Here is a 1564-nt window from a genome sequence, read left to right as displayed (position 1 = left end):
CTCTATCACCTCGGCCGAAGCTTCAGTGTACTATCAAAGCTATAACTGCTCCTTTAACGTACTATTCCGTCAGTACGCGGTAGTTATCTCGTTCCGTCACTTTTATCAGATTAATGGTACAGGAATATTAACCTGTTGTACATCCACTTCCCCTGCTCGGGTGCGCGTTAGTCCCCGACTAACCCTCAGCTGATTAGCATAGCTGAGGAAACCTTGATCTTTCGGCGGGCAGGTTTCTCGCCTGCCTTATCGTTACTTATGCCTACATTTTCTTTTCTATCAGCTCCACTATGGCTCACGCCTTTAGCTTCCACGCCTATAGAATGCTCCCCTACCGGTATATACTAATGTATAACCCCATAGCTTCGGTAATATGCTTATGCCCGTTTATTATCCATGCCCAACCGCTCGACTAGTGAGCTGTTACGCACTCTTTAAATGTATGGCTGCTTCCAAGCCAACATCCTAGCTGTCAGTGCAGTCAGACCGCGTTTGGTCAACTTAGCATATATTTGGGGACCTTAGCTGATGGTCCGGGTTCTTTCCCTTTAGGATATGGACCTTAGCACCCATACCCTCACTGCTGATGAGCATTTAATAGCATTCGGAGTTTGTCAGGAATTGGTAGGCGATGAAACCCCCGCATCCAATCAGTAGCTCTACCTCTATTAAACTCACTTCAACGCTGCACCTAAATGCATTTCGGGGAGTACGAGCTATTTCCCAGTTTGATTGGCCTTTCACCCCTACCCTCAGGTCATCCGAAGTCTTTTCAACGACAACCAGTTCGGTCCTCCACGCTGTGTTACCAGCGCTTCAACCTGCCCAAGGGTAGATCACCAGGTTTCGCGTCTACTACTACCAACTATTTGCGCCCTTTTCAGACTCTCTTTCGATGCGGATTCGTATCTGAAATACTTATCCTCGCTGGTAACAGTAACTCGTAGGCTCATTATGCAAAAGGCACGCTGTCACAGCCGTAGCTGCTCCAACCGCTTGTAAGCGTATGGTTTCAGGGGCTATTTCACTCCGTTATTCACGGTTCTTTTCACCTTTCCCTCACGGTACTAGTTCACTATCGGTCTCTCAGGAGTATTTAGCCTTACCGGATGGTCCCGGCGGATTCAGTCAAGGTTCCACGTGCCCCGACCTACTCAGGATTCCCTTAAGGTTTATATCGCTGTGCCTATACGAGACTTTCACTCTCTATTGTGTGTCTTTCCAAACACTTCTAATCCAGCTCTACAACCTATATTAGGGTCCTACTACCCCCGCATTGCCGTAACAATACGGGTTTGGGCTGTTCCCATTTCGCTCGCCACTACTTTGGGAATCACTTTTGTTTTCTTCTCCTCCGCCTACTAAGATGTTTCAGTTCAGCGGGTTTGCTCACCTTTACGGTGTAGTACATCTTCAATGTACTGGGTTGCCCCATTCGGATATTTGCGTATCATCTCGTATGTGCCAATACACGCAACTTTTCGCAGCTTATCACGTCCTTCTTCGCCTCTGAGAGCCTAGGCATCCCCCATACGCCCTTACATAACTTTTCGCGCTTGTAGTT

At 47.8% G+C, this 1564-nt stretch carries 1 rRNA gene; it reads right to left on the bottom strand.

Going from position 1 to position 1564, the window contains the following annotated elements:
* A 23S ribosomal RNA gene (locus tag HMPREF9073_RS12920) occupies positions 1–1553 on the bottom strand; the annotation flags it as partial.
* Positions 1554–1564 lie beyond the last annotated feature (11 nt).

The sequence above is a fragment of the Capnocytophaga sp. oral taxon 326 str. F0382 genome (genome assembly GCF_000318295.1).
GTDB lineage: Bacteria > Bacteroidota > Bacteroidia > Flavobacteriales > Flavobacteriaceae > Capnocytophaga > Capnocytophaga periodontitidis.
This window is presented reverse-complemented; position numbering and strand designations above follow the sequence as displayed.